21 protein-coding genes are annotated in these 24,528 nt (G+C 72.1%); 8 read left to right on the plus strand and 13 right to left on the minus strand.

Going from position 1 to position 24,528, the window contains the following annotated elements:
* Window positions 1-35: 35 nt before the first annotated feature.
* Window positions 36-1,583 (plus strand): hypothetical protein, encoded by a 1,548-nt coding sequence (locus tag ACWCWD_RS15150; protein ID WP_450773108.1) that lies wholly within the window; start codon window positions 36-38, stop codon window positions 1,581-1,583.
* On the opposite strand, the gene ACWCWD_RS15155 is transcribed toward ACWCWD_RS15150, so the two are convergent.
* Genes ACWCWD_RS15155 through ACWCWD_RS15165 form a run of 3 tightly spaced genes read right to left on the minus strand, consistent with a single transcriptional unit; the run spans window position 1,552 to window position 5,752 of the window.
* Entirely contained in the window at window positions 1,552-2,793 is a 1,242-nt protein-coding gene (locus ACWCWD_RS15155; RefSeq protein ID WP_450773110.1) for a hypothetical protein, read from the minus strand. The two genes, ACWCWD_RS15150 and ACWCWD_RS15155, sit on opposite strands and share 32 nt — an antisense overlap.
* Window positions 2,790-4,481, minus strand: coding sequence for a lipopolysaccharide biosynthesis protein (locus ACWCWD_RS15160; RefSeq protein ID WP_450773112.1), 1,692 nt, complete (start codon window positions 4,479-4,481; stop codon window positions 2,790-2,792). The genes ACWCWD_RS15155 and ACWCWD_RS15160 overlap by 4 nt, the downstream gene beginning before the upstream one ends.
* Window positions 4,478-5,752 carry a glycosyltransferase gene (locus ACWCWD_RS15165; RefSeq protein WP_450773114.1) on the minus strand — a complete coding sequence of 425 codons (1,275 nt, stop codon included), beginning with the start codon at window positions 5,750-5,752 and terminating at the stop codon, window positions 4,478-4,480. Before ACWCWD_RS15165 ends, ACWCWD_RS15160 begins: the two co-directional genes overlap by 4 nt.
* A 152-nt stretch (window positions 5,753-5,904) precedes the next feature.
* Between ACWCWD_RS15165 and ACWCWD_RS15170 the strand changes: the two genes are divergently transcribed.
* Window positions 5,905-6,354: an adenylyltransferase/cytidyltransferase family protein gene (locus ACWCWD_RS15170; protein ID WP_450773116.1), complete on the plus strand. Its 450-nt coding sequence runs from the start codon at window positions 5,905-5,907 to the stop codon at window positions 6,352-6,354.
* Here the strand turns inward: ACWCWD_RS15170 and ACWCWD_RS15175 are convergent.
* From ACWCWD_RS15175 to ACWCWD_RS15205, 7 genes are all read right to left on the minus strand, one after another.
* Window positions 6,323-7,069 (minus strand): CDP-alcohol phosphatidyltransferase family protein, encoded by a 747-nt coding sequence (locus ACWCWD_RS15175; protein ID WP_450773117.1) that lies wholly within the window; start codon window positions 7,067-7,069, stop codon window positions 6,323-6,325. The two genes, ACWCWD_RS15170 and ACWCWD_RS15175, sit on opposite strands and share 32 nt — an antisense overlap.
* Before the next feature lie 104 nt (window positions 7,070-7,173).
* Window positions 7,174-7,527, minus strand: a complete 354-nt coding sequence (gene mnhG, locus ACWCWD_RS15180; protein ID WP_450773118.1) for a monovalent cation/H(+) antiporter subunit G — start codon at window positions 7,525-7,527, stop codon at window positions 7,174-7,176.
* Window positions 7,524-7,859, minus strand: coding sequence for a monovalent cation/H+ antiporter complex subunit F (locus ACWCWD_RS15185; protein WP_450773120.1), 336 nt, complete (start codon window positions 7,857-7,859; stop codon window positions 7,524-7,526). Before ACWCWD_RS15185 ends, mnhG begins: the two co-directional genes overlap by 4 nt.
* The gene (locus tag ACWCWD_RS15190) at window positions 7,856-8,443 is read right to left on the minus strand and encodes a Na+/H+ antiporter subunit E (RefSeq protein ID WP_450773401.1); all 588 of its coding nucleotides are present in this window, start codon (window positions 8,441-8,443) and stop codon (window positions 7,856-7,858) included. The genes ACWCWD_RS15185 and ACWCWD_RS15190 overlap by 4 nt, the downstream gene beginning before the upstream one ends.
* A gap of 26 nt (window positions 8,444-8,469) precedes the next feature.
* Window positions 8,470-10,125, minus strand: a complete 1,656-nt coding sequence (locus ACWCWD_RS15195) for a Na+/H+ antiporter subunit D (RefSeq protein ID WP_450773121.1) — start codon at window positions 10,123-10,125, stop codon at window positions 8,470-8,472.
* Window positions 10,122-10,784, minus strand: a complete 663-nt coding sequence (locus ACWCWD_RS15200; RefSeq protein WP_450773122.1) for a Na(+)/H(+) antiporter subunit C — start codon at window positions 10,782-10,784, stop codon at window positions 10,122-10,124. Before ACWCWD_RS15200 ends, ACWCWD_RS15195 begins: the two co-directional genes overlap by 4 nt.
* Window positions 10,781-13,753 (minus strand): Na+/H+ antiporter subunit A, encoded by a 2,973-nt coding sequence (locus ACWCWD_RS15205; RefSeq protein ID WP_450773124.1) that lies wholly within the window; start codon window positions 13,751-13,753, stop codon window positions 10,781-10,783. Before ACWCWD_RS15205 ends, ACWCWD_RS15200 begins: the two co-directional genes overlap by 4 nt.
* Before the next feature lie 322 nt (window positions 13,754-14,075).
* Between ACWCWD_RS15205 and ACWCWD_RS15210 the strand changes: the two genes are divergently transcribed.
* From ACWCWD_RS15210 to ACWCWD_RS15235, 6 genes are all read left to right on the plus strand, one after another.
* Window positions 14,076-16,991, plus strand: coding sequence for a nitrate- and nitrite sensing domain-containing protein (locus ACWCWD_RS15210; RefSeq protein ID WP_450773126.1), 2,916 nt, complete (start codon window positions 14,076-14,078; stop codon window positions 16,989-16,991).
* A complete protein-coding gene (locus ACWCWD_RS15215; RefSeq protein ID WP_266710071.1) occupies window positions 16,988-17,425 on the plus strand; it encodes a roadblock/LC7 domain-containing protein in 438 nt (145 codons plus the stop codon). Before ACWCWD_RS15210 ends, ACWCWD_RS15215 begins: the two co-directional genes overlap by 4 nt.
* Window positions 17,422-17,838 carry a DUF742 domain-containing protein gene (locus tag ACWCWD_RS15220; protein WP_450773128.1) on the plus strand — a complete coding sequence of 139 codons (417 nt, stop codon included), beginning with the start codon at window positions 17,422-17,424 and terminating at the stop codon, window positions 17,836-17,838. Before ACWCWD_RS15215 ends, ACWCWD_RS15220 begins: the two co-directional genes overlap by 4 nt.
* 5 nt (window positions 17,839-17,843) lie before the next feature.
* Window positions 17,844-18,413 carry a GTP-binding protein gene (locus ACWCWD_RS15225; RefSeq protein WP_390957929.1) on the plus strand — a complete coding sequence of 190 codons (570 nt, stop codon included), beginning with the start codon at window positions 17,844-17,846 and terminating at the stop codon, window positions 18,411-18,413.
* Window positions 18,414-18,518: 105 nt separating this feature from the next.
* Window positions 18,519-19,655, plus strand: coding sequence for an FAD-dependent monooxygenase (locus ACWCWD_RS15230; protein WP_450773129.1), 1,137 nt, complete (start codon window positions 18,519-18,521; stop codon window positions 19,653-19,655).
* 358 nt (window positions 19,656-20,013) lie between these two features.
* Window positions 20,014-20,463 (plus strand): ATP-binding protein, encoded by a 450-nt coding sequence (locus ACWCWD_RS15235; protein ID WP_450773131.1) that lies wholly within the window; start codon window positions 20,014-20,016, stop codon window positions 20,461-20,463.
* Here ACWCWD_RS15235 and ACWCWD_RS15240 read toward each other — a convergent pair.
* The 3 genes from ACWCWD_RS15240 to ACWCWD_RS15250 all read right to left on the minus strand — a co-directional run bounded on the left by ACWCWD_RS15240 (window position 20,414) and on the right by ACWCWD_RS15250 (window position 24,515).
* Window positions 20,414-21,886, minus strand: a complete 1,473-nt coding sequence (locus ACWCWD_RS15240) for an APC family permease (RefSeq protein WP_450773132.1) — start codon at window positions 21,884-21,886, stop codon at window positions 20,414-20,416. The two genes, ACWCWD_RS15235 and ACWCWD_RS15240, sit on opposite strands and share 50 nt — an antisense overlap.
* 257 nt (window positions 21,887-22,143) lie before the next feature.
* Window positions 22,144-23,154, minus strand: coding sequence for an ornithine carbamoyltransferase (gene argF, locus ACWCWD_RS15245; RefSeq protein WP_450773134.1), 1,011 nt, complete (start codon window positions 23,152-23,154; stop codon window positions 22,144-22,146).
* Window positions 23,155-23,282: 128 nt separating this feature from the next.
* Window positions 23,283-24,515 carry an arginine deiminase gene (locus tag ACWCWD_RS15250; protein WP_450773136.1) on the minus strand — a complete coding sequence of 411 codons (1,233 nt, stop codon included), beginning with the start codon at window positions 24,513-24,515 and terminating at the stop codon, window positions 23,283-23,285.
* Between the last annotated feature and the right edge of the window lie 13 nt (window positions 24,516-24,528).

Below are 24,528 nucleotides of genomic sequence, written 5' to 3' on the forward strand. Positions count from 1 at the left end.
TTAAGGTGTTCGCAGGTCCACGGAACGGGGGGCGCATGACGTCCGTGTACGACACGGCTCCGGCCGCGAAGGCCGATGCGGCCCGTGCCGCCCGTGCCGCCCGCGCGGCCACGGTCCGGCGGACCCTGGAGCCCGTGACGAGGCCGCTCGCCTGGGCGATGCTGTCGCGCGCGCTGGCGGTGCCGCTGATCCTGGGCCTGGTCGTCTTCCTGCCCGCGGTGGTCGCGGCGCAGCCGGGGACGGGCAGCCGGGACACCGTGTTCTGGCTGCAGCTGGTCCTGACGTGTTACGCCGGCGCCCGGCTGGCGACGATGATCCTCTCCACCCGGCGGCGTCTGCTCCAGGGCGTGTTCTGGATGTTCGTGTACATCGCGATGGGTGTCGCGCCGCTGGCGCAGGCGGTGATCGGGCAGACGCCGACTCCCCTGGTGGGGCCCCGCGCGGATCTGGTGACGGCCACCGCGATGATCCTCGTCGGGTGCTCGGCGTTCGACCTGGGAGCGCTGCTGGCCTCGCGCCGCCCGCTGCGGCGCCGGTCCCCCTCCTCCCGGTCGCGGCACGGCCGTCCCGCGATCGCGAGCCGGACCCGGCTGCGGCTGCTGTTGCTGCTGGCGTTCGCCGCGAGCGGGTACTACGTGGTGAAGCTCGGCGGCCCCGCGATCTTCTTCACCAGCCGGCAGGAGATCAGCGCGTCGGTGGCCGAGAGCGGGGTCGCCTCGACCGAGTCGAACGTCGGTTCGGCGTTCCTGAAGGGCTTCGGCACGGTGCCCGCGCTGCTGGCCCTTCTCTTCTGGACGCGCCGTCTGGTGACCTCGCGCCGGGCCCGCCGCTCGCCGTCGACGGTTCTCGCGTGGACCGGGCTGCTGGCGCTCAACCTCATCGTCAACAACCCGATCTCCAACGCGCGTTACTGGTTCCTCACGGTCCTCGTCTCGCTGCTCTTCACGGCGTTCCCGAGCAGTGCGGCGGTGTACCGCACGGTGCTGGCCCTGGGCGTGGTGGGGGCGTTGGTGCTCTTCCCGTACGCGGACAAGTTCCGGTACGACGACTCGGGGTACCGGCCGGTGCAGTCGGCCTCGGCCTTCGAGCCGTTGGCGACGAAGGACTACGACCAGACGGTCATGTTCGCCAACACCATCGCCTGGGTGGACACCCGGGGTCACACGTACGGCCGCCAACTCGCCGGCTCCGCCCTGTTCTTCGTGCCGCGCGCGGTGTGGAGCGGGAAGCCGGAGGACACCGGGGTCCGGGTGGGGCAGTGGATGGGGATGAACATGACCAACCTCTCGGCACCGCTGTGGACCGAGTTCTGGGTGGACTTCGGTCCGGCCGGAATGGTCGGGGGTCTGGCGCTGATCGGGTACGTCGCCGCGCGCACCGACCGCCGGTACGCGCTCGCCGTCACCCGGGCCGGGCCGGGCCCGGGGAGCGTGCTGGCGATCGCGGCGCCGCTGGTGGCGGGTTACACCTTCATCCTGCTGCGCGGCCCACTCCTCCAGTCGGTGGGGAAGCTCGCCATCGCGGCGCTCTGTCTGGCGTTCGTCACCACGTTCACGGAGCGGAGCGAACAGCGGTCGCGCTGACGGCCCCCGTACCGGCCGCACCGGTGCGCCGCAGCCTGGCGACCCGGGTCCAGGTGGCGACGGCCTTGCAGACGGAGCCCAGGCAGAGCCCCCAGGCGGCGCCGGTGACCCCGGCAGCCGCGTAGCCGGCGATCAGGAAGACGACGGCGGCGAGCGAGAACACCACCTGGATGGAGAGAGTGGTGCGCGGGTCGAGCATCCGCAGGGCGAGGAGTCCGCAGGTACCGAAGGCCATCGCCGCGTACTGGCTGCCGGTCGCGGGCAGCAGCGCGGCGGCGGACGACCAGGTGTCGCCCAGGAGTTGGCCGCCGATCCGGTCGGGGAGGAGCGCGAGGGCGGTGGCCCAGAGCGCGGCGGTCGCGGCGAGCACCCCGGCGAGAGCGGCGGTGGCCCGTATCCGGCGCCGCTCGTCGCCGACCCGGGCCAGCAGCGGCGGGCCGAAGCTGGTGGCGGAGGTGAACAGGACGTTGAGCGGCCCGAAGAGGGTGGTCGCGCCGCGCAGGGCGCCCACCACGAGCGGGCTGCCGACCGTGCCGAGGCCGAGCACGGAGAGCTGGCTGGTGGCGTTGCCGACCCCGAACTCCACGACGAACCGCTGCCCCAGGTGACCGCGCCGCAGGTACGGACCGAGTTCGGTACGGGCCCCGGCGGTGCGGCCGCGCAGCAGGACGGCGGAGAGCAGCAGCGCGGGGAGGGCGGAGAGCCCCCAGACCGCGACCAGCCGCGCCGCCCCCGCTCCGTGGCTCTGCGAACCGAGTGCGCCCAGGACGCAGCCGAGGCGGAGCAGGTCGGCGGCGAGGGCGAGGTGCGGCAGCCGCAGGGTGGAGAAGGCGTACCGCATCGCGTCCTGGCCGAGGACGACCGGCAGCACGAGTCCGAGCGCCAGCAGGGCGCGGGCGGTGTCCCCCGGGACGAGGAGGGCGCCGCCGGCGAGGAGGGCGCCGAGCACGGTCGCCGCGAGCAGCGCGAAGGCGACGGCGGAGCGGCAGGCGTTCCGGGCCGCCTCGCCGCCCCGGGTGAGGACGAGCGGCTGGCCCGTGTAGGCGCCGAAGACGCCGAGCAGCACGGTGAAGACGAGGTAGACCGCGGAGAACCGGGCGAATCCGGCCACGGTGGAGAGCCGGGCCGCCGCGACCAGCACCAGGATGTTGGTGAGGGCGGCGACCCCCTGGTCCGCGACGGAGCTGACGACCGCGCCGCGGGCCCTCACCGGCGGGCGGGCGGCACGGTGAAGGTGCGCAGCCCCATCGTCTCCGCCGGGTCGCCGGTGATCTCCGGCCGTTCGGCCTCCTCGGGTTCGGACCCCTGTCCGCCACCGCCGCCCCGCCGTCCGGCGGACTTCTGGTGCTTCCGCTGCTCCTTGCGGGCCCGCCGGGTGCGTCCGGGGTGCAGGAGCACCCCGAGCAGGTGGCCGCCCGCCGCGCCGACGACCTCGCGGATGCGTTCCAGGTCGCTGCGGTGCACCTCGCGCGGGTCGCAGACGATCATGACGCCGCCCACCCGGTCCACGAGGGCGACGGCGTCGGCGTACGAGAGGACGGGCGGGGCCAGCACGATGACGACGGCTCCGGGCGCGTCCGCCTCGGCGACGATCCGTCCGACCGGGGCGGAGGTGAGGGCGCGCGGGACGTTGTCCACCGGGGCGCCCGCCACCAGGGCGAAGGCGCCGGAGCCGGGCACGTCGACGTTGGTACGGCTGCCCGCGGGCCAGCCGCGCTTGTCGTCCGAGGCCCACCGGGGCCGGGGTTCGCTGACCGCCGGGCCCAGGTCGCGGGCGAGGGAGGGGGTCCGCAGGTCCGCCTCGACGAGGAGGACGTCGCGGCCCATCTCGGCGAAGGCGGCGGCAACGTTGGCCGCCGCCGCGGTGGCGGCCGAGTTGTCCCCGCGCGGGGCGGTGACCAGCAGCCGGCGGTTGTCGGCGAAGGCGGGGTCGTAGGCGAGCCGGAAGGCCACCGCGCGGTACTCCTCGGCGAGCCGGCTGCCGCCGCGGCCGATGGCGAGCAGGCCCGCGGCGGCGGCGCGCTCCCTGGGGAGGGTGCCGAGCAGGGGGGCGCCGAGCGAGCGGACCAGCTCGTGGGTGGAGCGTACGGTCGGGTCGAAGACGAGGCGGACCCAGGAGAGCAGCAGTCCGAGGGCGAGGCCGACGACTCCGCCGAGGCCGAGGAGGAGCGGCAGGCCCGCCCCGGTGGGTTCGGTGGGTGTCACCGGCTTCTTGTTGAGGTAGCCGGGGGTGGCGTCCAGCGCCTTCAACTCGGATATTTTCTGGCTGAGTTCGGAGATGGAGACGATGAGGCTCGCGCGGGCGCTGGTGATGTCGTCGGCGGTGGAGGAGCCGATCTGCTCCTCCAGCTGGTCGCGCTTCTCCTCCAGCGGTTTGAGCTGGGCGCGGTAGCCGTTCGCCATGTTCTCGATGCTGTCCTCGGTGAGCTGCTTCCGGTTGGCGAGGTAGGCCGTGGCGAGGGCCTCGGCGCGGTCCCGCGCCTGCTGCGGGGTGGCGCCGGTGTAGGCGAACCGGAGGGTGAGGGTGTTCGGGGGGTTGGTGACCTGGAGCCCGGCGAGCAGGTCGCGGGAGGAGACCTTGTCGCCCTTGGCGGCGAGAGTGCGGGAGGCGAGGGTGCCGACGGTGTCGCTGACGGCGGTCTGGCGTTCGGAGCCGATGTTGATGCCCTTGTCGGCGGAGGCTCCGGTGGCGAAGGGGTCGGCGGTCGCGGAGCGGACCAGCACCTCGCCGGTGGCCGACCAGGTCTCGTCGCCCGCGACGGCGAGGTAGCCGCCGCCGAGGAGTCCGAGGAGCACCCCGGTGGCGAGCAGGCCCCGGTAGCGCAGCAGTTGGCGGAACTGGTCGCGCAGGAGCGCCGGCTCGTCCTGGTCGTCCAGGGGTCGGATGGGATGGGTCATCGGCGTGTGCTCCCTCGTGCGATCCCTCGGGCGTTGTCGAATGCCTCGGCGAGCAGGGCGTCGAAACGGGCGAGCCCCGCCTCGCGGCTCAGGTGCTGTGCGACGTAGGCGGCTCCGCGCGTGCCGAGCCGGTCGGCCTCCGCGTGGTCGGCGGCCAGCTCGCGTACGGCGGCGAGCAGGGCGGCCGGGTCCTCGGGCCGCACCAGCACTCCGGCGCCGGAGCGGCGGACCTCCTCGGCGGTGCCGCCCCCGTCGGCCACGGAGGCGACGACGGGCCGTCCGGAGACGAAGTAGGAGGTGAGTTTGGAGGGGACGGACATGTCGAGGACGGAGGCGCGCTGGGTGACGGCGAGGACGTCGGCGGCGGCGAGGACGTCGGTGAAGTCCTCGGCGGCGGCGGGCGGCAGGAAGTCGAGGTTGGCCAGCCCGGCCGCCCGTGCGCGCAGTGCCTCGCGCTGGTTGCCGTCGCCCATCAGGACGACCCGGACGTCGGGCGCCAGCCGGGCGAGGTCGACGAGCACGTCGAGCCCCTGCTTGAGCCCCATGTTCCCCGAGTGGAGCAGCACGGGGGTGTCCGGGTGCCAGCCGAGACGGGCGCGGGTGGCCGCCCGGTCGGCCGTGGGCCCTTGCACATGGGTCCAGTTGGGGACGGTGCGGATGCGGGCGGGGTCGACGCCGAGGGCGGTCACGCCGGGCACGAAGCTCTCGTGGATGACGCCGACGAGCGCCGCGTCGCGCAGCGCGTACCGCTCGGCCGCCGCCGCGGCGGACGCGGCCCTGCCGCCGCCCCGGATGCCGCTCTGGGCGGCGGCGGCGCCCATCAGGTCCTGGACCACGGGGATGTACGGGACGCCGTGGCGGCGGGCGATCCGGGCGCCGACGACCCCGCCCGCGAGGCTCGGCATCTGGGCGACGACGGCGTCCGGGCGGCCGGGCGGCGGGGCGAGCAGTCCGTGGCCGAGGACGGTCAGTTCGAAGAGGCCCCGGCGCAGCGCGGTCTGCCGGGGCGGTACGTAGTGGCGCCGGCGGTGGACGTGGACCCCCTCGCGCTCCTCCGTGGTGCGCCAGACGCCCCGGTACTCCGCGTCGGTCCGCCAGGACGGGTAGTGCGGCATCCCGGTGAGCACGTCGGCGCGCGCGGCGGTGGCCGCCCAGTGTTCGGCGAGCTGGGTGGCGTACGGGCCGATGCCGGTCAGCTCCGGCGCGTAGTTGGTCGAGACCACCAGGATTCTGCGGTCGTGCAGCGGCGTGTGTGGTGCGGCAGCGGACATCGGACGATCGCCTTCCCCCCGGAACGGCCCCCTGTTCCCCGAGGGAACAGCCCCGCGTCGAGCTTATCCGTTCACGGGTTGCACAAGTGTTCTTCACAGTAAGGTCGTTGGAAACATCAGCACATGACGTTCACCGTGGGGGGAGAGAACGGATGGTGCAGCACAGGGTGGGTTACGCGCCGGGCGTGTACGACCTGTTCCACGTGGGTCACCTCAACATCCTTCGTCATGCCCGCAGTCAGTGCGACTACCTGGTCGCCGGGGTCGTCTCCGACGAGATGGCCGAGCTCGCCAAGGGCCACCGGCCGGTGATCCCGCTGCGGGAGCGGCTGGAGATCGTCCGCAGCATCCGTCACGTGGACGCCGCTTTCGTGGAGACCGTGCCGGAGAAGATCGACACCTGGCAGCAGGTCCGCTTCGACGTGATCTTCAAGGGTGACGACTGGCGGGGTACGGAGAAGGGGAAGAAGCTCGAACGCGACTTCGCCGAAGTCGGCGTGGAGGTCGTCTACTTCCCGTACACCGTGCACACGTCCAGCACCCAGTTGCGCAAGGCGCTGGACGTGCTCGTCACGCGGCCCGGAGCGCTCTCAGCTCCCTGAACCACTTGGCCAGGAAGGCCACCAGGAAGAGTGCGTGCACGACGGCGAGCACCGCGTACCCCGCCAGGAAGGCCGTGGGCTCGCCGAGCAGCAGGAAGACCAGGCAGAAGACCCCGTAGTCGGCGGGGAGCAGTGCGACGGCGCGGACCGGGGAGACCGGTCCCGCGGGGGCGACGGCCCCGGCGCCCCCGCGCAGAGCCGCCTTGCCCAGCTGTTCGCGCAAAAGTCCGGCGCAGAACGTGAGGACGGCGGTGAACAGGAAGCCCAGCGGCAGCAACAGCCATGTCTCGCCGCGCTGTTCGCCGATGCGGTAGACGTCCGAGCGGTAGAGGGAGATCAGTACGGCCGTGTGGACCAGGATCATCTTGGCGCAGTCCACCACATGGTCGAGCCACTCCCCGTCCGGGCCGCCGCGTCCGGTGAGCCGGGCGAGCTGGCCGTCGGCGGAGTCGAAGGCGAAGCCCACCACCAGTCCGGCCCAGACGAGCACCCCGAGCGCCCACGAGGGCCCGGCGAGCGCGAGGGCCGCGAGGGACGAGAAGGTGAACGCGGCGCTCACCAGGGTGACTTGGTTGGGCGTGAGCCCCGCCCGGAAGGCCGCCGCCGCGAGCACCCGGCCGGCGGGCCTGTTCACGTACCGCGAGTAGAGCGAGACGCCCTTGGCCGTCTTCTGTGCCCCGCGCAACTCGCGCAGCACCGTACCCGTGCTTCCCATACGCCCCCCAGCGTCCGGCAGTTGACCCGCATCATGGCACGCTTCTGTTTCCGGGCATACCGCGCCGAAGCGCATGGCCGCCCACTCGCAGAAGCGGCCAAGGGTCAGCGCTCTTCGGTGAGTTGGGTGTCCAGGTCGTCGAAGAGCAGGTCGTCGTGGTCGATCTGGCCGGTCCGGTACGCGGAACGGGCGACCAGGTGCGCGGCCACCGGGCCGGTCATCATCTGGAAGAAGAGGATCAGGGCGAGGGTCGCGAGATCCATCCCGCTGCGCAGCCGCATCGCCACCCCGATGAGGACCAGCAGGATGCCGAGGGTCTGCGGCTTGGTCGCCGCGTGGCTGCGCGAGAGGACGTCGGGCAGCCGGAGCATGCCGAAGGTGCCGAGCAGGCAGGTCGCCGCGCCGAGCAGGATGGCGACGGCGCCCGCGGTGTCGACGACGGTGAGCCAGGTGGTCAACTTCCCATCTCCTTCGTGCCGGTGGGGCGGTCCGGCCGGCGGCGTGGGCGCGGCCGGTCGCGTACCGCGATGAATCGGGCGATGCCGACGGACCCGGTGAAGCCGAGGAAGGCCAGCACCAGCATGATCGGGAAGTAGAAGGTGTCGCGGACCAGAGCCGCGCGGGCACCGAGCCCGGCGATGATCAGGGCCGCGCACACGTCGAGCGAGAGCGCGCGGTCGAGCATCGAGGGTCCGCGCCAGATGCGCGCGAGCAGCAGCAGCCCGGCGACGACGATCATCGCCACCGCCACGTACAGCAGCCAGCGGTCGGTGTTCCCGGTCGTGGTCATGCGGGGGTGCTCCCGGTCTGCGGGTGGGACGGCGGCGGCTCCGCGACCCGGGCGATCTCGTCCCGGGTCCCGAAGGCCCGTACGGTCAGGGCCTCCATCCGCCACACCGAGCGCCGGGCGGCGTCGAGTTCGGCGGGCCGGTCGGCGTCGAGCACGTGCAGGAAGACGGTGGCGGTGGAGCGGCGCACCTCGACGATGGCGCCGCCCGGCACGTTGGAGACGGCGACGGCGGTGGCGGTGAGCATCAGGTCGCTCCGGCAGCGCAGCGGCACCGCGATGACGGCGGCCCGGTGCGGCCGGCCGGCGAGGATCTGCCCGGCCACCTTCACCCCGGAGGTGACCATGTCGTAGAGCAGGTAGCCGGCGAGCAGCAGGATGCCCCAGGGGTGCAGCCGCAGTCCGAGGTCGACCCGGGGCAGCGGGAAGGCCAGGCAGACGGCCACCGCGACGACCACCCCGATGAGGACGTTGGCCCAGGTCAGGGTGGACCAGAGCATCACCCAGATCAGGGTGAGCCAGACGATGAGCGGCAGGTCGAGCACGCGGCGCCCGCTCCTGCCCAGGGTGACGCTGAGCGGTGGCATCCCGGGCCCGTGCGGGAATCGGCGGCTCACCGGCCGAGCACCTCCTCGATGTAGGGGGTGCGCCGCAGGAGTTCGGCGGCGGCCCGGTCGGTGTAGGTGGTCAGGGGTCCGGCGAAGACGGTGAAGGAGAGGCTGATCGCGACTCCGGCGGCGGTGGCCGCGACCATGGTGCGGGGCAGCCGGGTCGTGGTGGTGATGGCGCGTCCGTGCAGGGTGGCGGCGAACGCGCGTCCGGCCGGTCCGGGCAGATGGCCCACCGGCTCGTCGCCCGTGCCGGGCATGCGGTCCGGCCCCTCGTCGGCGTCGTCGTCGTCCTCGTCGGAGTCGGCCTCCAGGACGGTGCCGTCGAGGGCCTGTCCGGGCGGGGCGTCGCGCCAGAACGCCAGGTTCCAGACCTTGGCCATCACGTACAGCGTGAGCAGGCTGGTGGCCGTGGAGCCGGCCACCAGGAGCCAGGCCCAGACGCTTCCGTCGGCGACACCGGCCCGCATCAGGCCGAGTTTGCCGATGAATCCGGAGAACGGCGGGATGCCCGCCATGTTGAGCGCGGGGACGAGGTAGAGCACGGCGAGCAGCGGGGCGGCCCGGGCGAGGCCGCCGGTCCGGGTGAGTTCGGTGGTGCCGCCCCGGCGTTCCATCAGCCCGGCGACGAGGAAGAGCGTGGTCTGCACGGTGATGTGGTGGGTGACGTAGACGATCGCGCCGCCGTAGGACTGGCGGGTGGCGAGGCCGATACCGAAGATCATGTAGCCGATGTGGCTGATCAGGGTGAAGGAGAACAGCCGCTTGAGGTCGGTCTGGGCGACGGCGCCGAGAATGCCGACGATCATCGAGGCGAGGGCGAGGGCCATCAGCAGGTCGCCGACCCGGTTGCCGGGGAAGAGCAGCGTCTCGGTGCGCAGCATGCTGTAGACGCCGACCTTGGTGAGCAGCCCGGCGAAGACGGCGGTGACGGGCGCGGGCGCGGTGGGGTACGAGTCGGGGAGCCAGGCGCCGAGCGGGAAGACGGCGGCCTTGATGGCGAAGACCGTCAGCAGCATGGCCTGGATCAACGTCTGTACCCCGAGAGGGAGTTCGGGCAGACGTTGGGCGAGCTGGGCGAAGTTGGCGGTGCCGGTCGCCGCGTAGGTCATGGCGATGGCGGTGAGGAAGAGCATCGAGGAGAAGAGCGAGATGATCACGTACGTGGATCCGGCGCGCACGCGGGGTCCGGTGCCGCCGAGGGTGAGCAGCACGAAGCTCGCGACGAGCATGATCTCGAAGCCGACGTAGAGGTTGACGAGGTCTCCGGCGAGGAAGGTGCAGGAGACCCCGGCGACCAGGATGAGGTAGGCGGGGTGGAAGACGGCGACGGGGGTCTCCTCGTCCCGGTCGGCCATGCCCTGCCCGAGGGAGTAGACGAGCACGCAGAGGGTGACCGCCGAGGAGACCGTCAGCATCAGGGCGGAGAGCCGGTCGGCGACCAGGGTGATGCCGAGCGGCGGGGCGAAGTCCCCGAGGTGGACGGAGAGCGGTCCTTCCGACTGGGTGGCGGCCATGAGCCCGGCGGAGAGCCCGAGGACGAGCGTGAGCACGGCGACGCTGATGAAGCGCTGGAAGCGCTTGAGGCGGGTGCCGAAGGCGAGGCTGAGTCCGGTGGCGCAGAGCGGCAGCAGCACCGGCAGCGGGACGAGCGCGTTCATCCGGCGTCTCCTGGGTGGTCGTCTCCGGGGCGGTCGTCTCCGGGGCGGGGGTGGTGCGAGGGCTCGGCCGACGAAGAGCGGTCACCGACGGCCGCGGCTTCCGCGTGGTCCTCCGGGTCGGCGCCGAGCACGTCGTGCCAGAGGTCACCGGTCGCGTCCCGGCCCCGGGCCTGGAGGGCGCGGTCGGCGCGCAGCCGGTGGCGCAGGCGGCGGCGTTCCTCCAGGTAGCGGGTGCGCTCCTCGCTGGTGGGGGCGTCCCCGGTCCGGTACTCCTCGATGAGCTGGGCGCGCTCGCCGCGTACTTCGGCACGGAGCGCGATGCGCCGGTCCTCCAGGTCGTCGTGGACCTCGTCGGTGCCGGTCAGCTGGTGGCTGCGGTAGGCCATGGCGAGCAGGAACGCGGTGGTGGCGAGGGTGATGACGATCGCGGTGAGGGCGATGGCCTGCGGCAGCGGGTCGGTGACCTCGCGCAGCGGTACGCCGTAGAGCAGGGGCGCGGCGCCGGCCGAGCCGGTGCCGGACAGCACGAGGAGGTTGATGCCGTTGCCGATGATCACCGCGCCCAGCAGGATGCGGGTCAGCGGCCGGGTGAGCATGAGGATTCCGCCGACCGCGCAGAGCACCACGGCGGTGGCGAGCAAGGAGGCGCTGACGGTCACCGGGTGCCGCCCCCCGCCTCGGCCGGGCCCTGGTGCCGCAGGGCGGCGGCCCGTTCGATCTGCCGGTCGATCTTCGCGCCGAGGGCGCGGACGATGTCGAGGACGACTCCGAGGACCAGCAGGTAGACCCCGCAGTCGAAGAGCACCGAGGTGCCGAGGTGGTAGTCGCCGAGAACCGGCAGGTGGCCGTGGTAGGTCCAGGCGTGCAGCACGGTGCCGTCGAAGAGTCCGAGCAGGGCGACACCGGTGGAGAGGAACAGGCCCATGCCCGTGATGAGTCCGGGGGGCAGCGGGGCCGCCTCCGCGAGCTCGAACCGGCCGCCCGCGAGGTAGCGGGTGATGAGGGCGACGGAGCCGACCAGTCCGGCGACGAAACCGCCGCCCGGCATGTTCTCCGCGCAGAAGAGGAGGTAGACGGAGAGCACCAGGACGGGGTGGAACAGCAGCCGGGCCACCACTTCGAAGACGAGTGAGCGGTGTTCGGGGGCGAGAGTGGAGGTCGCGGCGAGCCAGTCGCGTTCGGGGGCGCCCTCGTCGCCCTGCGGGAGTCCGGTGAGCCCCTCGCGGTCGCGGGAGAGCGACCAGGCGGTGGAGTGCGCGGGGGTGGCGGTGAGCGAGGGGACACCGGCGGGTGCGGGGGCGGTGGACGGGGGCCGGCCGGGGGGCTCCCCGCCGGAGGCGGGTGGCTGTTCGCTCCTGCGGTGCAGGTAGATCAGGCTGGTGACGCCCACCGCGGCGGCGGCGAGCACCGCCGACTCGCCCATGGTGTCCCAGGCCCGCAGGTCCACCAGGATGGCGGCGACGACGTCCTTGAGGCCGTGGCTCGCGGCCTCCTCCACCATCGCCGCGCCGGCCGGTTCGGCGGTGCGCGCGGCGGCGGAGACCCAGACGGCGACCCCGAACGTGGCGGCCGCCGCGAGGGCGACGGGGATGCGTACGGCCCGCCGCCAGGAGCTGACGGTCTCCTGGAAGTGCACCGGCATCCGCCGCAGCACCAGCACGAACACGATCATCGAGACGGTCTCCACGCAGAACTGGGTCAGCGCCAGGTCCGGGGCGCCCTGGACGACGAAGAGCAGTGCGGTGCCGTAGCCGGTGAGTCCGGCGAGCACCACGGCCTTCATGCGGCGGCTCACGGTGAGGCAGAGCAGGGCCGCGGCGCTGGTGAGGACGGCCAGGGCGCCCTGGAGCGGGGAGTCCCAGAGCCTGGGGGCGGTCGCGTCGTCCCAGGGGCGGTCGGTGATGAGGACCGCGAGCTGCCCGGCGATCAGGACGAGCAGGGTGGTGGCGAGGTAGACGGAGAGCGAACCGCGTTGCACCAGGCCGGTGATCTGGAGGGCGAGGCGTTCCAGGCCGAGCAGGAGGTGGCCGAAGACGCTGTCGGCGGTGGGCCAGGCGATGCGCCGGGAGAGCGTACGGACGGGGGCGCGGGCGGCGAAGAGCAGGGCGCCGCCCGCCCAGGCGACGGCGGAGAGCAGCAGCGCGGTGGTGAAGCCGTGCCAGAGCGCGAGGTGGTAGGGGTACGCGGTGGCGGGGAACTCGTCGGCGTACCGCTCGAACAGGTGGTCCGTCCAGCCGACCCCGGGGCCGAGCACGAGTCCGGTGACGGCGAGCACGGCGGGCGGGGCGAGGAAGGCGGCGGAGACCCGGTGGACGGGGATGTCCGCGACACCCGGCTTGCGGAAGAAGGCGCCCCAGACGAACCGGAGGGTGTACGCGGTGGTGAGCGCGGAGCCCGCCACGGTGGCGGCCAGCGTCCAGAGGTCGGCGGTGTCCCCGTGCAGGAGCGCCTCGAACGCGGCTTCCTTGGCGGCGAATCCGAGCATCGGGGGGAGCGCGGCCATGGACGCGGCGGCGAGCACGCCGACGGCGCAGACGAGCGGCAGGGAGCGGCCGACGCCGGAGAGCCGGCGCAGGTCGCGGGTGCCGGTGGCGTGGTCGACGATGCCGATGACGAGGAAGAGCGGGGCCTTGAACAGGGCGTGCGCCAGGATCATCACGGCGGCGGCGAGCGCGGCGTCCCGGGTGCCGTCCCCGGCCAGCAGGGTGAGGAAGCCGAGTTGGCTCACCGTGCCGTAGGCGAGGACGAGTTTGAGGTCGTGCAGGCGCAGCGCGCGCCAGCCGCCGAGCAGCATGGTGGCGGCGCCGAGCACGAGGACGACCGGGCGCCACAGGGGTACGTCGGCGAAGGCGGGGGCGAGCCGGGCGACCAGGTAGACGCCGGCCTTCACCATCGCGGCGGCGTGCAGGTAGGCGCTGACCGGGGAGGGGGCGGCCATGGCGTTGGGCAGCCAGAGGGAGAACGGCCAGATCGCGGACTTGGACAGCGCGCCCGCCAGGACCAGCGCGACGGCGGCCTGGACGGCGACGGAGGCGGTGGGCGGGTCGGCGACGATCTCCGAGATCCGGTAAGTGCCCGCCGCCCGGCCGATGATGAGGAACCCGACCAGCATGGCGAGTCCGCCGAAGGTGGTGACGGTGAGGGCCTGGAGCGCCGATCTGCGGTTCTGCTTCTTCTCGCTGGTGTGCCCGATCAGCAGGTAGGAGAAGACGGTGGTCAGCTCCCAGAACACGTAGAGCGTGATCAGGTCGTCGGCGAGGACGAGCGCGAGCATGGCACCGGCGAAGGCCAGCAGGTTCCCGGCGAACCGGCCCAGTTGGGGGGTGTCGTCGGCGAAGTACGAGGCGCAGTACAGCAGCACGAGGGTGCCGACCCCGGCGGCGAGCAGCACCATCAGCTCGGCGAGGGCGTCGAGCCGCAGGTCGACGGAGACGTCGTACGCGGGGATCCAGTCCCAGGACCAGGTGTCGGCCCGTCCGTCGGCGGCGCTCGTCCACAACGTGAAGGCCCAGACCGTGGTGGCGGCCGGGGGGAGCGCGAGCACGACGAACGCACGGCTGCCCAGCCGGCGCACCAGGGGACCGGCGCAGGCCGCCAGGGCGAAGTGGCAGAGGACGAGCGCGATCACAGCGGGGTGTCCGGAGAATGAGGCACTGAGTATGGATATATCCCCCGAAGGCGTTCACCCGTCCGGCACGCCGCACGAGGTGCGGCGGCGCCCCATGTCCACCCGGGCGGTCCCCGCGGGCGGCTCCTTACGACACCTGGGCGTGTGAGGGATATGTGGGACCGGTGTTGTTCGTGTGAGCCCACTTTCTCTTCATTTTTTCACTGTGCCTAGTATCTATGTGTCGAAGTTCTCAACGGAATTGACTGGTCGTGAGACCGTCACCCACGTCAAGGAGAATGCCCTGCGCACGCGCGCGTCTCGGCGCACCGACTCGACCCCCATGTCGCTGCGGACAGCCCTGCTCATCCTGGCCATCGTCCCCGGCATCGCCCTCGCGGCCCTCTGGGCGGTCACCAGTGGTCAGACCCTGCTCGACTTCCAGCGGCAGGCAGCTCAGGGGCAGTTGGCCCAGAAGGCCGGCCAGCCGTCCAACATCGTGTACTACAACCTGCAGGAGGAACGGCGGCTCAGCGCAGAGGCGCTGGCCGATCCCGATGCTTCGAAGGAGGCGCTCCAGCGGCAGCGCAAGCTCACCGACAAGGCGATCGAGACCTTCCAGTCCGTCTCGGACATCTCCGCCGACAGCGCCCCGTCCAAGGTGCGCGAGGCCGTCGGCAAGGCCCGTGAGTCCATCAACCAGCTACCCGCACAACGGACGTTGGTGGACCAGGGCGACGACGAGCAGCAGGCGGTCGTCTACGGCTACTACACCGATCTCATCGCGGTCGACCTCCAGCTCTTCGCCGCCCTCAGCCAGGTGGACAACGGCGAGGTGACCACGGCGTCCGCGCCGCTGGTCGACCTCTTCTGGGTCAAGGAGATGGTCTCCCGCTCGGACGCGCTGCTCGCCCGCGGCTGGCCGGCCGGCAAGCTCAGCTCCGCCGACCTCGCGCAGCTGCGCAAGGAGATCACCGGCCAGTCCTTCCAGTACTCCACCAAGGTCCTCCCCAACCTCCCCGCCGACGAGCGGGCGATGTGGAACGAGATGGCCGGTGGCGAGGCATGGAAGACGAAGACGAAGCTGGAGTCGCAGATCCTCGCGCCCCGCGACGCCGACTCCAAGGGGTTCGTCCGGATCGCGGCCTCGGAGAAGTCCTGGCGTTCGACGATGGACCAGGTCACCCCCCAACTCGTGAACCTGCTCGAACACCGCACCTCGCTGGTGGTCACGATCGGCAAGAACACCATCGTGTCGCTGCTGGTCAAGATGGTGGTCACCACGGTCGTCGGCCTGCTCGCGGTGATCGCGGTCATCCTGACCACCTGGCGCCTCACCCGTAACCTGCGACGCCGCATCAAGCGCCTCCAGGACCGCGCGGAGGAGCTGGAACGCACCCTTCCGGACATCGTGGAACGGCTCGGCCAGGGCGAGAAGATCGATGTCGAGGCCGAGGCCCGCGCCATCGAGTCCGACCGCAAGGGCAGGACCGGCGACGAGATCACCCAGCTCGGCGACGCGCTCAACCTCGCCCGCACCAGTGCGCTCGCCGCCGCCGTCAAACAGGCCGACCAGCACCGCGGGTTCGAGCGTCTCCTCCAGCGCATCGCCCGTCGCACCCAGCAGCTCATCGGCCAGCAGCTCAAGAAGCTGGACGAGCTGGAGCGCAAGCACGAAGACCCCGAGGTGCTCGACGGCCTCTTCGACCTGGACCACCTCACCGCGCGTCTGCGCCGGTACGAGGAGAACCTGGTCATCCTGGCCGGCGGCGCCCCGCACCGGCGCTGGCGCAAGCCCGTCCCGCTGCTGGACGTCATGCGCTCCGCCCAGGGCGAGGTGCAGGACTACCAGCGGGTGGTGCTCGACCTCGACGGAACGCCCTGGCTCTCCGAGCGTGCCGTCGGCCCGGTCTCGCACGTGCTGGCCGAACTGATCGAGAACGCACTGGCGTTCTCCCGGCCGCCGAGCCCGGTGGAGGTGCGCGCCGCCAAGGTGAGCCGCGGCCTGGCCATCGAGGTCGAGGACCGCGGGCTCGGCATGGAGGAGCACCAACTGGCCGAAGCCAACGAGCTGATGAGCAAGCCGCCCCGGATGGACGTGCTCGCCCACTCCGAGGACATCCGGCTCGGCCTCCACGTGATCTCCCGCCTCGCCCACCAGCACGACCTGCGGGTGGAGTTCCGTTCGTCGGCGTTCGGCGGCACCCGGGTCGTCGTCCTCGTCCCCGACGAGCTCACGGTCGCCCATCCGACCGGGCGCCCGGTCGCCGCCGTGTCCGCCGCCCCGGTCTCCGCGCCGGAGCCCGCGCGCGAGGAGGCCCCCGTCTCCACCGGCGCGCTGCCGTCCCGCGTCCAGGGCCGGGCGATGGCCGGGGTCACCGCCCTGGTCGACCACGCCGCCGCCCGCTCCCAGCGGTCCGCGCCCCCCGTCGCGTCCGAGGCCCGGCCCCCCGCCGCCGCCACGGACACGGACCGGCCGGTCCAGTCGGGTACGTACACCGTCCCGGAACCCCCGTACTCCGCCCCCGAGGAGCCGTACGGGCAGGAGCCGTACGCCGACCCCTCCTACGCCCCCGCGCAGGAGTCGTACGGCACCCCCGAGGGCTCCTACGGTTCCGGCGACCGGCCGTCCTACGGTCCGGGCGACCAGGTCTACGGGCCCTCGGACCCCTACGCCCCCGGCGACCGGGAGTACGCCGCCCAGGAGCAGCCGTACATGACGGCGGCCGGGCAGTACCCGGTGCCGGGGCACGGCTTCCCGGACCCGGACGCGCACGCCGGGCAGTTCCCGGAGCCCGGCACCGCCTACCAGGAGCCGTATCCGGAGCCGTACCAGGAGCCGTCGTACCAGGAGCAGCCGTCGTACCCCGGCGGTTACCCGGACCCGGACGCGGACACCTCGCCGTACGGGAACCACGCGCACGGCGGCGACCGGCAGCCCCAGGCCTCCGGCCATCCGGCACTCCCGCCGGGCGGGGACGCCCCGGCACCCGGTTCGGAGCCCCCGCTCCCCCGCCGGGTCCGTCAGGCCAGCCTGGTCGACGAGTTGCGGGTCGACCCCGCGGCCGGCCGTCCGGCCGCCGCGCCCAGGACCCCGAGCTGGGACGAGAACCCCCTGCTCAGGCCCGCTCCCCGGCGGGCCGGTGCGGCGATCGGAGCGTTCCAGCGGCGGTCGCGCGAGGCGCGCTCGGCCGACGGGACGTCCGCGCAGACTCCCCCTCCCCCTTCGCCCCTCAACCCGAGAGAAGAACGGTCATGACACGCACAACGGCCACGCTCCAGGATCTCGACTGGTTGCTCGACGGCTTGGTGGACTCGGTGGCGGAGACCGTCAACGCCGTGCTGCTGTCCGACGACGGACTGGTCGTGAGCCACTCGCGGACCATCGACCGGTCCGACGCCGAGCGGCTCGCCGCGATCTGCACCGGACAGCAGAGCCTCGCCCGGGGCGTGGGCCAGCTGTTCCGGGGCGGCACGGTGCACCAGGTCATCGTGGAGCTGGCCGACCTCTGGCTCTTCATCATCACCGCCGGCCAGGGCACCCACCTCGCCGTCGTCGCCTCGCAGGAGGTGGACGCCGAGGTGATGTCGCTCGCCATGCACAACCTGGTCCAGCAGGTCGGCCAGAAGCTCACCGCGCCCGTACGCGGTGAGTTCGACGCCTTCGGCACCGGGGACGGGCAGCGGGTGTGACGCCCTACTGGGACGACGACGAGACCGACGGCTATGAGGACGACGGTGCGGGCACCATGGTGCGCCCGTACACGATCACCCGGGGCCGGACCGCTCCCGAGCGGGACGACTTCACCCTCATCACCGTGCTGACGACCGTGCACGACATGCGCGACGAGCACGGTGCACCGCTGCGGCCGGGCCGGCTCCAGCCGGAACACCGCATGATCCTCGACCGCTGCGTACACCCCGCCGCTGTCGCCGAGGTGTCCGCCGATCTCGACCTGCCGATCTCGGTGACCAAGATCCTGCTGGCGGATCTGGTCTCCCAGGGCCTGCTGCTGGCCCGCGCCCCGCTCTCGGTGGCACGGGCCTCCGGCGGGGCCGACATGGGCCTGCTGGCCGCCGTACGTGACGGACTCCGGAGACTCTGAGCAAGATGACAACGCCTCAAACGGCGCCCAGCGCCGTCAAGATACTCATCGCCGGTGGCTTCGGCGTCGGAAAGACCACCCTGGTGGGCGCGGTCAGCGAGGTCGCCCCGCTGCGCACCGAGGAGTTCCTGACCAAGGCCAGCATCGGCGTGGACGACCTGGCCGGTGTCGGCCAGAAGAGCACCACGACCGTCGCGCTGGACTTCGGCCGCATCACGGTCAGCCCCGAGCTGGTGGTCTACCTGTTCGGCACGCCCGGCCAGGAACGCTTCTGGTTCATGTGGAACGACCTGGTCAACGGGGCCCTCGGTGGGGTCGTCATCGCCGACACCCGCCGGCTGGACACCAGCTTCGCCTCGATCGACTTCTTCGAGAGCCGGGACATCCCGTTCGTGGTGGCGATCAACTGCTTCCACGGGCACAACACCCGCAGCCCCGGGGAGATCCGCGCGGCGCTCGACCTGGACCCGCACGTCCCCCTCCTCGTCGGGGACGTGCGCGAGCGGTCCTTCGGCCGCGACGTGCTGCTGGCCCTGGTCGACCACCTGATGGCCCTGCCGGCGGCGGTCGGCTGACCGCGTACCGCCCGCGCATCCCGTTCCTGAACCCCTGTTCCTGAACCCCCCGTTCCCGGAACCCCCGTTCCCGGAACCCCCGACCTCCTCGGAAAGAGAACAGACATGGCAACACCCCTGCGCGTACTGATCCACGGCGGCGGGATCGGCGGTCTCACTCTGGCCACCGCGCTCGCCCGGAGCGGTCACACCGTCCAGGTCGCCGAAGTGCGCGACGGCGTCGAGGCTCTCGGCGTCGGCATCATCCAGCCGTCCAACGCCCTGCACGTCATGCGGGAGATCGGGGTCCTGGACGCCTGCCTCGAAGCGGGCTTCGAGTGGGAGATCCTCACCATCTGCGACCCGGCCGGATCCCCGCTGGCCAAGATCCCGCAGCCGCGCATGGACGACGCCCCCTCGAACAACGGGATACCCCGGCCCGAGCTGGCCCGGATCCTCGCCGAGGCCGCGACGGCCGCCGGCGCGTCCGTCTCCTACCGCACGACGATCACCGAGCTGTCCGACGACGGCGCCGGGGTCGACGTGACCCTGTCGGACGGTTCGTCCGCCCGCTGGGACCTGGTCGTCGGCTTCGACGGCATCGGCTCCCCGCTCCGGAACCGGCTGTACGGCGACGCTTACACCCCCGAGTACACGGGCTTCGCCAACTGGCGCGTCACCGTGCCGCGGCTCCCGGAGGTCCAGGGTGTCGTGATGAGCGCGGGCAACGAGGACGCCAAGGCGCTGCTCACCCCGATCACCGACGAGCTGATGTACCTGGGCGCGGTCTTCGGCGAGGAGCCGGACTTCCGGCCGGACCCGGAGCGGGCCCACGAGGAGCTGGCGGAGCGGCTCACCGCGTTCGGCGGGCCGGTGGCCGAGGCGGTGAAGCACGTCACCGACCCGGCGGCCGTGGTGTACTCCCGGATCTCCCAGGTGACCGTCGAGGAACCCTGGCACGTCGGCCGGATCGTGCTCGCCGGCGACGCCGCGCACGCCAGCGCACCGCAGCTGGCGCAGGGCGCGGCGATGGCCGTGGAGGACGCCCTGGTGCTGGCGCGGTCGCTGGACGCCGAGGCCGACGACGTCCCGGCGGCGCTCGCCGCGTGGGAGGCCCGGCGCAGGCCCCGCGCGATGTTCGTACAGAGCCTGTCGCGGGCGGTCCTCAAGCAGGAGACCGGCAATCCGACGACGCCCGAGGAGGACGAGCTCCTGAAGATCGGCATCCCGGGCGCCGCCCACGTGCTGGTCAAGCCCTACTGATCCGCCCTGCTCCACCCGGCACCCCGACGGGGCCCGGCCGTCCGCACGGACGACCGGGCCCCGTCCCGCGTCCGGGCCCGCCGGGCTCGCGCTCTTCCGACCGCACAGGGTGGTACGGGCACCACCCGGTGCCGCGTAGAGTGACTGTCCTCACAGCCACGGGTCGGGCGGTTCGTGAGAGTGTGGCCCGAAAGTCCTTTTCATACCGGTCGGGTGGCCCCTGTACATGGACGTCCCGATCCGTAGGTTGGAACACGGAAGCCATCCCGACGTGGACGGCCGCGCGCACCACACGACGGTCCCTCTGTCACCCGACGGCTTCCGCGCAAGGAATCCCGCGACCCGAACGGAAGACGTCTTGCCGCCCGTCGATCCCGCACCCGCCTCCTGGCGCATCGAGCTGCCGCACACGACCGCGGCCGTGCCGATCGCCCGCGCCCTCGTCCGCAGCGCGCTCAACGACATCGAAGCGCCCCCGGACAGTGACACCGCCGAGCTGCTCACCGCCGAGCTGGTCACCAACGCCGTCGAGCACACCGACAGCGACGAGCCGATCGAGCTGGTGGTGGAGATGCTGCCGACCGGCTGCCAGGTGGAGGTCCACGACCGCGACCCCGAGCCGCCGGGCGGACTGGCCGCCGCGGGCCCGGACACCATGCCGGACCCGTGGCAGGAGCACGGGCGTGGCCTGCTGCTCATCCGTACCCTCAGCTCCGCCTGCGGTCACCGCACCACGGAGCACGGCAAGGCGGTCTGGTTCACGCTGCCGGTGGTGCCTGCCCAGGCCGGTCCGACTCCTCGGAGCTGACCAGGCGCGAGCGGCTCCGGCTGTAGAAGGAGTACAGCAGGGAGCCCGCGACCAGGAAGGCCGCGAACTCGGTCCATGCCTCCCAGCCGGTCCCGTACATCAGGTACACGCAGAACGCCACGCCCAGGATCGGGCTGACCGGGTAGAGCGGCACCCGGAAGGAGCGCTTCAGTCCGGGGTCGCGGCGGCGCAGCTGGATGACGGCGAGGTTGACGACGGCCATCGCGCCCAGGGTGCCGATGGTGGTCAGGTTCACCACCGCGTCGAGCGAGGAGAAGGCGGCCGGGACCGCGAAGACGGCGGCGACGATCCAGGTGTTGGCGACCGGGGTATGGGTCTTCGGTGAGACCCGTTCGAAGATCCTCGGCACCAGTCCGTCCCGGGCCATCGACATGAGGATGCGGGTCTGGCCGTACATCACGGCCAGCACCACGGAGGCGATGGCGACGACCGCGCCGAACGCGACGATGCCGCCGCCCACGGTGGAGTCGGTGACCTGGTTGACCACGGCCGAGAGCGCGGCGGGCGTGTCGGCGACCTTCTCCGGGCCGAGCGCCCCGATGGCGGCGACGGCGACCGCGCAGTAGAGCAGCGTGACCAGGCCGAGGCAGATCATGATCGCGACGGGGATGTTCCGCCGGGGGTTCTTGACCTCTTCGCCGGCCGTGGTGATCGCGTCGAAGCCGATGTACGAGAAGAAGGCCAGCGAGGCCCCGGACGTGATCCCGGAGAGGCCGCTGCCCGCGAACGGCGACAGGTTGTCGTGGCTGTACGCGGTGAAGGCGATGGCGCAGAACGCGATCAGGATGGAGATCTTGAGGACCACCATCGCGGCGGTCGCGCTCGCGCTCTCCCGGACTCCGCGCACGAGGAGCGCGGCGGCCATGGCGATCACCAGGACGGCCGGCAGGTTGACGACACCGCCGTCGGCGGGGCCGCCGGAGAGCGCCTCGGGCAGCTGCACCCCGAAGAGGCTGTGCAGCAGTTCGTTGACGTACTGGCTCCAGCCCACCGCGACCGCGGAGACCGAGACGCCGTACTCCAGCAGCAGGCAGCCGCCGACGAGGAACGCGGTGCGCTCGCCGAAGGTGGCGTAGGCGAAGGAGTAGGAGCTGCCGGAGACGGGGATCGCGCCGCCCAGCTCGGCGAAGGAGAACGCCGTGAAGATGCAGGTGATCGCCGCCAGCACGAACGAGATCACGACCGCGGGGCCGGCCTCCGAGACGCTGTCCGAGAGCCCGACGAAGATACCGGTGCCGACGACCGCGCCGACGCCGAAACAGACCAGCTGGAACAGGCCCATGGTCCGCTTGAGGCCGTGCCCCTCAAGGTCCGCACCGGACTCGGCGACCAGTTGTTCGGGGCTCTTGCGGCGCGGGCCGGAGCTGGGTGGGCCCGGCCGGATCGTGCGCTGCGCGCTCATGCGGCGTTTCTCTTCTCTGGTGGTGCGGTGGGGGGACCACGCACGGTGCGCCGTGGGGGGCGCGGCACGCCGTGGGGGCGGTGCCGTACATGGCAATGGGGCCCGAGCCTGCAAGCTCGGACCCCAACGAGACGAATCATGGTAGCCGCCGACGCGCATGTTCACCCAATTGGATGCATCACCATGCATTCGGGACACCGCGAGCGCAGCCCTCGGGCACCGCGAGCGCTCCGCTCACACGCCCGCGGACCTTCCGCTCAGGCGCCCGCGAGCGTGGCGACGAGGATCGCCTTGATGGTGTGCATCCGGTTCTCCGCCTCGTCGAAGACCACCGAGTGGGCGGACTCGAAGACCTCGTCGGTGACCTCCAGCTCGGTCATCCCGTGCACGGCGTGGATCTCCCGGCCGACCGCGGTGCCGAGGTCGTGGAAGGCGGGCAGGCAGTGCAGGAACTTCACCCCGGGGTTGCCGGTGGCGCGCAGCACGTCCATGGTCACGGTGTACGGGGAGAGGGCGGCGATGCGCTCGGCCCAGACCTCCTTGGGCTCGCCCATGGAGACCCAGACGTCGGTGGCGATGAAGTCGCTGCCGGCCACGCCCTCGGCGATGTCCTCGGTGAGGGTGATCTTCGCGCCGCTGCCGGCGGCCAGTTCACGGGCCCGCGCCACTATGTCCTGGTGCGGCCAGTACGCCTCGGGCGCCACGATCCGCACGTCCAGGCCGAGCAGCGCACCGGTGATCAGGTAGGAGTTGCCCATGTTGAAGCGGGCGTCACCGAGGTAGGCGAAGGCGAAACCGCCGTCGCGGATGTCCTTGGCGGTGTGCTCGACCATGGTGAGGACGTCGGCCAGCATCTGGGTGGGGTGCCAGTCGTCGGTGAGGCCGTTGAAGACCGGGACACCGGCGTAGGCGGCGAGCTCCTCGACCGCCTGCTGGCTGTCGCCCCGGAACTCGATGCCGTCGAACATCCGGCCGAGCACCCGCGCCGTGTCCCGTACGGACTCCTTGTGCCCCATCTGCGAACCGGAGGGGTCCAGGTACGTGGTGGAGGCGCCCTGGTCCGCGGCGGCGACCTCGAAGGCGCAGCGGGTGCGGGTCGACGTCTTCTCGAAGATCAGCGCGATGTTCTTGCCGCGCAGCCGCTGGACCTCGCTCCCCGACTTCTTGGCCGCCTTCAGCTCCGCGGCCAGCTCGACCAGCCCGAGGAACTCCTCGGCGGTGAAGTCGAGCTCCTTGAGGAAGTGACGGCCTGCGAGGTCTATGGCCATGGTTCTTGCTCCTGGGTCGGACGGGGATCTTCGGCGTACCGTAACTCTGGAAGTGTATACGAGACAATGCATCGCTATACAGAGTTGTGGGTGGGCTCGGCTCCTCGGGACATCGCCGGGCGGCGGCGCTACACCGGATCGCGTACGACCGGGCAGCTCATGCACCGGGGGCCGCCCCGGCCCCGCCCCAGCTCGCTGCCCGGGATCTCCAGCACCTCGATTCCCTGCTTGCGCAGATGGGTGTTGGTGGTGGCGTTGCGCTCGTAGGCGACGACCACCCCGGGCTCGATGGCCAGTACGTTGCAGCCGTCGTCCCACTGTTCGCGCTCGGCGGCGTGGACGTCCTGGGTGGCGGTGAGGACGCGGATCGTGTCCAGGCCGAGGGCGGCGGCGACGGCCCGGTGCATGTGCTCGGGCGGATGGTCGGTGACCTTCAGTTCACGGGGACCGTCGCCCGGCTCGATGGTGTACGAGCGGAGCATGCCGAGTCCGGCGTACTGGGTGAAGGTGTCGCCGTCGACCATCGTCATCACGGTGTCCAGGTGCATGAACGCCCGCCGCTTCGGCATGTCCAGCGCCACGATCGTGTGCGCGGAACCGGCGTCGAAGAGCCCGCGCGCCAGCATCTCGACCGCCTGCGGGGTGGTGCGCTCGCTCATCCCGACGAGCACCGCGCCCCGGCCGATCACCAGCACGTCCCCGCCCTCGATGGTCGACGGATAGTCGTGCTGACCCTGCGACCAGTGGTGGAAGACGCCCGCGTCGGGGCCGGTGAAGAGCGGGTGGTGGCGGTAGATCGCCTCGAAGTGGACGGTCTCGCGCTGCCGGGCGGGCCAGCGCATCGCGTTGATGGAGACCCCGTCGTAGATCCAGGCGGAGGTGTCCCGGGTGAAGAGGTGGTTGGGCAGCGGGCCGAGCAGGAAGTCGTCCGGCTCCATGACGTGGAAGCGGACCGAGACCGGCTCGGCGTGCCGGTCCAGGAACTCCCGCTTGGTCATCCCGCCGACCAGCGCCTCGGCCAGTTCCGCCGGGGTCAGCTCCTCGAACGCCGCCCGCAGGTGCTCGGTGGCCAGCGGGCCGTACTCCTTCTCGTCGAAGACCCGGTCCAGCACCAGCCGGCGGGCCACCGGGACGCCCAGGGCCTCCCGGAGCAGGTCGCCGAAGAGGTGGACCTCGACGCCCCGGTCGCGCAGCAGGTCGGCGAAGCCGTCGTGCTCCTGCCGGGCGCGGCGCACCCAGAGCACGTCGTCGAAGAGGAGCGCGTCCTTGTTGCTCGGGGTGAGCCGCTTCAGTTCCAGATCGGGGCGGTGCAGGATGACGCGGCGCAGCCGCCCGGCCTCGGAGTCGACATGGAATCCCATGTCCTCATCCTCA

It is taken from the genome of Streptomyces sp. NPDC001493 (assembly GCF_053597235.1).

Excerpts from the sequence above, each read along its gene's own strand:
- ACWCWD_RS15150 (WP_450773108.1), top strand. The coding sequence starts at position 36 with ATGACGTCCGTGTACGACACGGCTCCGGCCGCGAAGGCCGATGCGGCC.
- ACWCWD_RS15160 (WP_450773112.1), bottom strand. The coding sequence starts at position 4,481 with ATGACCCATCCCATCCGACCCCTGGACGACCAGGACGAGCCGGCGCTC.
- ACWCWD_RS15165 (WP_450773114.1), bottom strand. The coding sequence starts at position 5,752 with ATGTCCGCTGCCGCACCACACACGCCGCTGCACGACCGCAGAATCCTG.
- ACWCWD_RS15170 (WP_450773116.1), top strand. The coding sequence starts at position 5,905 with ATGGTGCAGCACAGGGTGGGTTACGCGCCGGGCGTGTACGACCTGTTC.
- ACWCWD_RS15175 (WP_450773117.1), bottom strand. The coding sequence starts at position 7,069 with ATGGGAAGCACGGGTACGGTGCTGCGCGAGTTGCGCGGGGCACAGAAG.
- ACWCWD_RS15185 (WP_450773120.1), bottom strand. The coding sequence starts at position 7,859 with ATGACCACGACCGGGAACACCGACCGCTGGCTGCTGTACGTGGCGGTG.
- ACWCWD_RS15190 (WP_450773401.1), bottom strand. The coding sequence starts at position 8,443 with ATGCCACCGCTCAGCGTCACCCTGGGCAGGAGCGGGCGCCGCGTGCTC.
- ACWCWD_RS15195 (WP_450773121.1), bottom strand. The coding sequence starts at position 10,125 with ATGAACGCGCTCGTCCCGCTGCCGGTGCTGCTGCCGCTCTGCGCCACC.
- ACWCWD_RS15210 (WP_450773126.1), top strand. The coding sequence starts at position 14,076 with ATGTCGCTGCGGACAGCCCTGCTCATCCTGGCCATCGTCCCCGGCATC.
- ACWCWD_RS15215 (WP_266710071.1), top strand. The coding sequence starts at position 16,988 with ATGACACGCACAACGGCCACGCTCCAGGATCTCGACTGGTTGCTCGAC.
- ACWCWD_RS15225 (WP_390957929.1), top strand. The coding sequence starts at position 17,844 with ATGACAACGCCTCAAACGGCGCCCAGCGCCGTCAAGATACTCATCGCC.
- ACWCWD_RS15230 (WP_450773129.1), top strand. The coding sequence starts at position 18,519 with ATGGCAACACCCCTGCGCGTACTGATCCACGGCGGCGGGATCGGCGGT.
- ACWCWD_RS15240 (WP_450773132.1), bottom strand. The coding sequence starts at position 21,886 with ATGAGCGCGCAGCGCACGATCCGGCCGGGCCCACCCAGCTCCGGCCCG.
- argF (WP_450773134.1), bottom strand. The coding sequence starts at position 23,154 with ATGGCCATAGACCTCGCAGGCCGTCACTTCCTCAAGGAGCTCGACTTC.
- ACWCWD_RS15250 (WP_450773136.1), bottom strand. The coding sequence starts at position 24,515 with ATGGGATTCCATGTCGACTCCGAGGCCGGGCGGCTGCGCCGCGTCATC.